A 6,092-nucleotide genomic window follows, 5' to 3' on the forward strand; every position below is an offset into this window, starting at 1 on the left:
CGCCCAGGCGGCCGCGTGGCCGCGCCGCGCCAGCGAGCGGGTCAGCACCATAGCGAAGGCTTCGTCGTCGTCTATCAGCAGGAAATCGCTCACGCTCCCTCCTCCAACGGCAGTTCGATGCGGGCGTGCACGCCGCCCTCGGCGCGGTTGTCCAGGCGCAGCGTGCCGCCCAGCCGGGCCAGCGTGGCGTGGCTGAGCATCATGCCCAGCCCCAGGCCGGCCGGTTTGGACGAATCCAGCGGCGCCAGCCCTGCGCGCGCCAGCTGCGCCTCGCTCAAACAGCCCTGGCGGTTGACGATGTCCAGCCGCAGCCGGCCGCCGCTCAGGCTAGCCGACACCGCCACCTCGCCGCCGCCGGCCTCGGCCGCGTTGTTCACCAGATTGAACAGCGCCGGCCAGAACGCGGCGTCCAGACTCACCAGCGGATCGTCGCCGTCCGGCGTCCGCCACTCCAGCCTCACATCCGGCCGCAGGCTGCGCCAGCCTTCCAGCCGCTCGGCCAGCGACGCGAACAGCGGCTGCGGCCCCCCGCGGGATTCGGAGCCGTGCTTGAGGCGGGACAGCGTCGCGCGGCAGCTGGCCAGTTGCGCGCGCATCAGTTCCAGATCCTGGCGCAGCGCCTCGTCGCCCTGCCGCTCGCTGAGCAGCTCGTCCACCAATAGCGTCATCGTGTTCAGCGGCGTGGACAGCGAATGGGCGGCGCCGGCCGCCTGCATGCCCACCGCCAGCAGCTGCTCGTCGCGCAGCTGGGTTTCGCGCGCCTGCGCCAGGGCGTCGCCCTGATGGCGCAGCTGGCGGGCCAGCCAGGAAACGAAACCGGCGATCAGCAGCGCCGACAACGCGAAGGAAATCCACATGCCGGACAGGTGCAGATTGAAGGCGTAGGCGGCGTTGCCGCCGTTCAGCGGCCAGTCCAGATGCCACTCGAACAGCAGGCCGTACGCCGCCACGCTGAGCGCCGCCAGCAGCCAGGCGAACCAGCCCGGCGACAGCAGCGCGGCGAACAGCACCGGCGGCAGATACAGCGAAGCCAGCGGATTGGCCGCGCCGCCGCTGAAAGCCAGCAGCTCGGTCAGCACCAGCACGTCGAACAGCAGGCCCAGCCGCAGCGCCAGCTCTGCCGGCAGTCCCCAGGCAGGCAGGCGCGGCAGCAGCAGATTGACCAGCGCCAGCGTGCCCAGCGCCTGGCCGACCAGCAGCCACGGCAGTTCCACCCGCTCCAGCGCGCAACCAGCCAGCATCGCCGCCGCCAGCCACAGCATCAGCCAGCGCAAGCGCCGCACCCGCGCGCCGGCCTGCGGAGCATCCCCCGCCAGCGCCGGCGCCAACATCGCATTCCTGTTCATGGAGGGCACTTTACCACCAAGCCGGCCGCGCGGCGGCTGCGACACTTTGCCGCATTGGTCGGCTCGGCGGCTTCCACTACCATCCCCGGTCAATAATTCCAACACAAACCTGTTCCGTGATGACAATCCGCTACCTGCTCCCCCTGCCGCTCGCGCTGGCCGTCGCCCACGCCTGCGCGGCGGAAACGCCCGCCTTCGTCGGCGAAGAAGTGCTGGTGACCGCCAGCCGCCTCGACCAGCCGCTGCAACTGTCGCTGGACCCGCGCGCGCCGCGCCAGCCGGCGCCGGCCGCCGACGGCGCCTCGCTGCTGAAAAACATTCCCGGCTTCAACGTCGCCCGCAAGGGCGGCAGCTCCGGCGATCCGCTGCTGCGCGGCCTGGGCGGCTCGCGGCTGGCCATCCTGGCCGACGGCGGCTTCGTGTTCGGCGGCTGCGGCGGCCGGATGGACCCGCCCACCGCCTACCTGTTCCCCGACGCCTACGACGTGGTGGAGGTGGTCAAGGGGCCGCAAAGCGTGAAGCTCGGCCCCGGCCTGGTGGCCGGCGGCGTCAACTTCGAACGCAAGACGCCCCGCTTCGACCAGCCGGGCGTCCGCTTCAACGGCAGCCTGCTGGGCGGCAGCGGCGACCGCAACGACGCCTACGCCGACTTCGCCGCCGGCTCGCGATACGGCTACGCGCGCATCCTGGCCAGCCGCAACCACGGCGGCGACTATCGCGATGGCGACGGCCGTCCGGTCCACTCGGCGTTCGACCGCGACAGCCAGACCGCCATCGTCGGCCTGACGCCGGGCCGCGACACCACGCTGGAAGTCTCGGCCGACCGCAGCCGCGGCCAGGCCGCCTACGCCGACCGGATGATGGACGGCAGCAAGTTCGACCGCGACGCCTGGGGCGTCAAGCTGGAGCAGCGCCGTCTGGCCGGCTGGCTGGACGCGGTGCGCCTGCAACTGAACCACAGCTATGTCGACCACGTGATGGACAACTTCTCGCTGCGCCCGGCTCCCAAGATGAAAATGCTGGGCAATCCCGACCGCGAAGCCGATACCGGACGCCTGAGCGCCGACCTGGCCTTCGGCGACTGGGAAGTCACCACCGGCGTCGACTGGCTGCGCGACCGCCACAGCAAACGCTTCGACGTCGATTACCAGCAACAGCCGCGCCTGCCGGACATCAGCTTCGACAATCAGGGCCTGTACGCCGAAGCGTCCACCCCCCTTGGCGCGCAGGGCAGGCTGATCTCCGGCCTGCGCCGCGACGCCACCCTCGCAGTGCTGGAGGCCGCGTCCAACAAGGGCATCCGCGCGGAGAACCGCTACCACATGGACTCCGGCTTCGTCCGCTACGAACTCAAGACCGGCGGCTGGACCCATTACGTCGGCCTGGGCCAGGCGCAGCGCGCGCCCGACTACTGGGAGCTGAACCGCAACGGCAGGCTGGGCAAGGAAAGCAATCTGCAGCTGGACGCCGGCCTGCTGTACCAGGACGACAAGGTGCAAGGCTCGCTGTCCGCCTATCTGAGCCGCGTCGGCGACTTCATCCTGGTCGACAACAACAGCCCGCAGAAGGCGCGCAACGTCGACGCCCGCCGCTACGGCCTGGAAAGCGAGGCGCGCTGGCGCTTCGCGCCGCAATGGACGCTGTCCGGCAGCGTGGCCTGGGCATGGGCGGCCAATCTGGATGACGGCCGGCCGCTGGCGCAGACCCCGCCGCTGGAGGGCAAGCTGGGCCTGAAATGGGACAACGGCCGCTACGGCGCCGGCGCCGCCTTGCGCGCGGCGCAGCGCCAGGACCGCGTCGCGCCCGGCCAGGGCAATATCGTCGGCCAGGACATCGGCACGGCACCCGGCTTCGCCACGCTGTCGCTGGACGCGGGCTGGAAGATCAGCAAGCGCTTCAAGCTGCTAGCCGGCATCGACAATGTGTTCAACCGCGCCTACGCCGAAAGCGTCAGCAGGGGCGGCGATATGGTGGCCGGCTACACCCGGACCACCCGCGTCAACGAGCCCGGCCGCACGCTGTGGACCAAGCTGCAGGTCGAGCTGTAAATATCCGCCCGTCCTCTCGTCTCGGGGCTTCCAGTCTGCTAGGCTGGAAGCCTTTTTCACGATGGCGGCGGCATGAAGATTCCCTATTTCAAGATCCTGGCCTGCGGTCTGACGCTGTTCATCCTGCTCGGGCCACTGGTGGCGCTGTTGGCCAGCGGCGTGGTGCCGATGATGGCCTACCTGATGGGCGCGGTGCCGGCGCTGGTCTTCGGCCTGCTGCTGTGCCTGCTGCGCATCGCGATGGCCGGCGCGGTGGAGCGCTGGCAACGGCAATGGCCGGCCTGGCTGCTCGCCGTCGTCGCCTTCGCCCCCGGCGCGGTCAGCGGCAGCACGATCACGCTGCTGTACGCCCGCATCGCCGAGCCCTTGCTGTACAACGACTCGATGACCCTGTACCTGGGCGCGATGGCCGGCGGCGTGTGCAACGCGCTGTTCTGGCGCATCCGTTTCAGCGCGCCCGCCAACCCGCCCCATTGATAGCGAGAAGCCCATGCCCCATTGCGTGATCGAATGCTCGGCCGAGATCGCCGGCCATCCGGATATCGACCGACTGCTGCGTGCCGTCCACGAAGCCGCCGACGCCAGTGGCCTGTTTCAAAGCGCCGACATCAAGGTCAGGCTGCAGTCCTACGATGATTTCCTGGTAGGCGGCCGCGACCAGGATTTTGTCCACATCGCTTGCCACATCCTGGCCGGCCGCGACGACGACCAAAAGGGTCAGTTGGCGGACCGGCTGGTTCGCGCGGTCTGCGAACGGCTGCCCGGCGTGCAATCCGTCAGCTGCGAGGTTCGAGACATGGCGCCCGCCGCCTACAGCCGCCGCGACAAGCTGCGGGCTCTCGGCTGAGCAAAAAAAAGCCCGCCGGGTCATGGCGGGCTTGCAACCTTTGTCTGCCGGACGCCTGTCGCGCCCAGCCTTCACAGCATACCTCGGCGCGGCGCGCCCCGCCTGCGGCGGATTGTCGCAGTCAGGCCCGCTCCAGCCTCGCCTCCAGCCCGCCATCCGGCCGGTTCTTCAATGCCAGCCGCAAACCATGCAACTCCGCGATGCGCTCGACGATGGACAGGCCCAGGCCGCTGCCCGGCTGCTCCTGGCCGGGCGGGCGGAAAAAGCGCTCGCGCACCCGCTCCAGCCATTCCGGCGCGATGCCCGGCCCGCGGTCCAGCACGCTGACCGCATCCTCCTCCAGCCTCAGTTCCACCACACCGTCGGCCGGGCCATAGCGGCAGGCGTTTTCCAGCAGATTGCGCAGCATCAGCCCCACCAGGGTCGGGTCGCCGGACAGCGGCAGCGCCTGCTCCGGCGGGCAGCGCCAGTCCAACCGCCATTCCACCCCGTCGGCAGTCGCCGCCAACTCCGCCATCAGGCCCTCGGCCAGCCGTCCCCACACCACCGCCTCGCGCTGCCTCGGGCTTTGCAACGGGTCCAGCCGCGACAAGGCCAGCAGCTGCTCCACCAGACGGCCGGCGCGTTCGATGCCAAGCTGCAACTGCGACAGCGCATGGCGGCGGCCGCCCTCGTCCGGCGTCAGCGCCAGTACTTCGGCCTGCACCCGCAGCGCCGCCAGCGGGGTGCGCAGCTCGTGGGCGGCGTCGGCGGTGAAGCGCCGCTCGTGCTCCAGCATTGTCCCGATGCGGACGAACAGCGCGTTCAGCGCCCGCACCAGCGGCCGCACCTCCTGCGGCACCTCGTCCGGCACCGGGCTGTTATCGTCCGGCGCGCGCGCGGCAATCGCGCCGGCCAGTCGGCGGAACGGGGCCAGCTCGCGGCGCAGCCCGAGCAGGATGGCCAGCAGCATCAACGGCAGCCCTATCATCCAGGGCAGCAGCTGGGCCTTGACCACGCTCCACACCATCTCCTGCCGCAGCCCCAGTTTCTGCCCGACCGCCACCATGCGCGAGCCATCCGGCGCCGGCAGATAGAGCAGACGCCAGTCGTGATGATGGTCATGGCCGATGAAGTCGTGGAAACCGCGCCGCGTCGGCTCGTAGTCGAAACGGCGGCCGCGGCCGTCGCACAGCACCTGCCGCCCCTGCGCGTCCCAGATCGCCAGCCCCATGTCGTCGTTGTCCATCCGCCCCTTGTCGGCCCCGGCCAGCAGATGCTTGAGCTTGGGCGGATCATCCGGTCGCATGCCGTGCACGTCTATCGCCAGCAACTGGCGGGCGAACTGCGCCATCTGGGTGTCGAACAGCTCATCCACCTCGCGCTGGGCCAGCCACACCGCGGCCGCCGACGCCGCCAACCAGGTGGCAGGCACGATCAGCAGCAACACCAGCATCAGCCGGGCCTGCAGGCTGCGCAGCCGCGTCAAGCCGGCTCTCCCAGCGTGTAGCCTATGCCGCGCAAGGTGCGGATGAAGCCCGCGCCCAGCTTCTTGCGCAAATGGTGGACATACACTTCCAGCGCGTTGCTTTCCAATTCCTGCCCCCAGCCATACAGTTTTTCCTCGATCAGCTCGCGCGGCAGCACCCGTCCCTTGCTGCTGAGCAGCAGCTCCAGCAAGGCCAGCTCGCGCGCGGTCAGCTCCAGCGGCGCGCCGTCCAGCGTCGCCGTCCGCGCCACCGGGTCCAGGCTGAGCCTGCCGTGGCTGAGCAGCGGGCCGCACTGCCCATGGCGGCGGCGGGTCAGGGCGCGCAGCCGCGCGGCCACCTCGGCCAGCGCGAATGGTTTGGCCAGGTAGTCGTCGGCGCCGGC

At 70.2% G+C, this 6,092-nt stretch carries 6 protein-coding genes; 3 read left to right on the top strand and 3 right to left on the bottom strand.

Annotated elements, in window-relative coordinates; all coding sequences use genetic code 11:
- Positions 1–89 precede the first annotated feature (89 nt).
- Complete coding sequence (locus LQR33_RS21410; RefSeq protein WP_231177033.1) at positions 90–1,346, bottom strand: ATP-binding protein; 1,257 nt, start codon at positions 1,344–1,346, stop codon at positions 90–92.
- Positions 1,347–1,465: 119 nt separating this feature from the next.
- Here LQR33_RS21410 and LQR33_RS21415 point away from each other — a divergent pair, with 119 nt between their 5' ends.
- The 3 genes from LQR33_RS21415 to LQR33_RS21425 all read left to right on the top strand — a co-directional run bounded on the left by LQR33_RS21415 (position 1,466) and on the right by LQR33_RS21425 (position 4,241).
- Positions 1,466–3,394 carry a TonB-dependent copper receptor gene (locus tag LQR33_RS21415; RefSeq protein ID WP_231470365.1) on the top strand — a complete coding sequence of 643 codons (1,929 nt, stop codon included), beginning with the start codon at positions 1,466–1,468 and terminating at the stop codon, positions 3,392–3,394.
- A 72-nt stretch (positions 3,395–3,466) separates the two neighbouring features.
- Positions 3,467–3,871 carry a hypothetical protein gene (locus LQR33_RS21420; protein WP_021475450.1) on the top strand — a complete coding sequence of 135 codons (405 nt, stop codon included), beginning with the start codon at positions 3,467–3,469 and terminating at the stop codon, positions 3,869–3,871.
- Positions 3,872–3,884: 13 nt separating this feature from the next.
- Entirely contained in the window at positions 3,885–4,241 is a 357-nt protein-coding gene (locus tag LQR33_RS21425; protein ID WP_231470362.1) for a 5-carboxymethyl-2-hydroxymuconate Delta-isomerase, read from the top strand.
- A gap of 121 nt (positions 4,242–4,362) precedes the next feature.
- Here LQR33_RS21425 and LQR33_RS21430 read toward each other — a convergent pair whose 3' ends face one another.
- Both LQR33_RS21430 and LQR33_RS21435 read right to left on the bottom strand, forming a co-directional pair.
- Positions 4,363–5,709, bottom strand: a complete 1,347-nt coding sequence (locus tag LQR33_RS21430; protein WP_231470363.1) for an ATP-binding protein — start codon at positions 5,707–5,709, stop codon at positions 4,363–4,365.
- A partial coding sequence (locus tag LQR33_RS21435; RefSeq protein WP_231470364.1) for a winged helix-turn-helix domain-containing protein occupies positions 5,706–6,092 on the bottom strand: 387 nt, incomplete at its 5' end. The genes LQR33_RS21435 and LQR33_RS21430, both read right to left, overlap by 4 nt.

Origin of the sequence: Chromobacterium piscinae (assembly GCF_021129175.1) — a bacterium.
Taxonomy (GTDB): domain Bacteria; phylum Pseudomonadota; class Gammaproteobacteria; order Burkholderiales; family Chromobacteriaceae; genus Chromobacterium; species Chromobacterium piscinae.

Bases quoted from the DNA above. Each gene is read 5' to 3' on its own strand.
- LQR33_RS21420 (WP_021475450.1), top strand. From the start codon at position 3,467: ATGAAGATTCCCTATTTCAAGATCCTGGCCTGCGGTCTGACGCTGTTC.
- LQR33_RS21425 (WP_231470362.1), top strand. From the start codon at position 3,885: ATGCCCCATTGCGTGATCGAATGCTCGGCCGAGATCGCCGGCCATCCG.
- LQR33_RS21415 (WP_231470365.1), top strand. From the start codon at position 1,466: ATGACAATCCGCTACCTGCTCCCCCTGCCGCTCGCGCTGGCCGTCGCC.
- LQR33_RS21410 (WP_231177033.1), bottom strand. From the start codon at position 1,346: ATGAACAGGAATGCGATGTTGGCGCCGGCGCTGGCGGGGGATGCTCCG.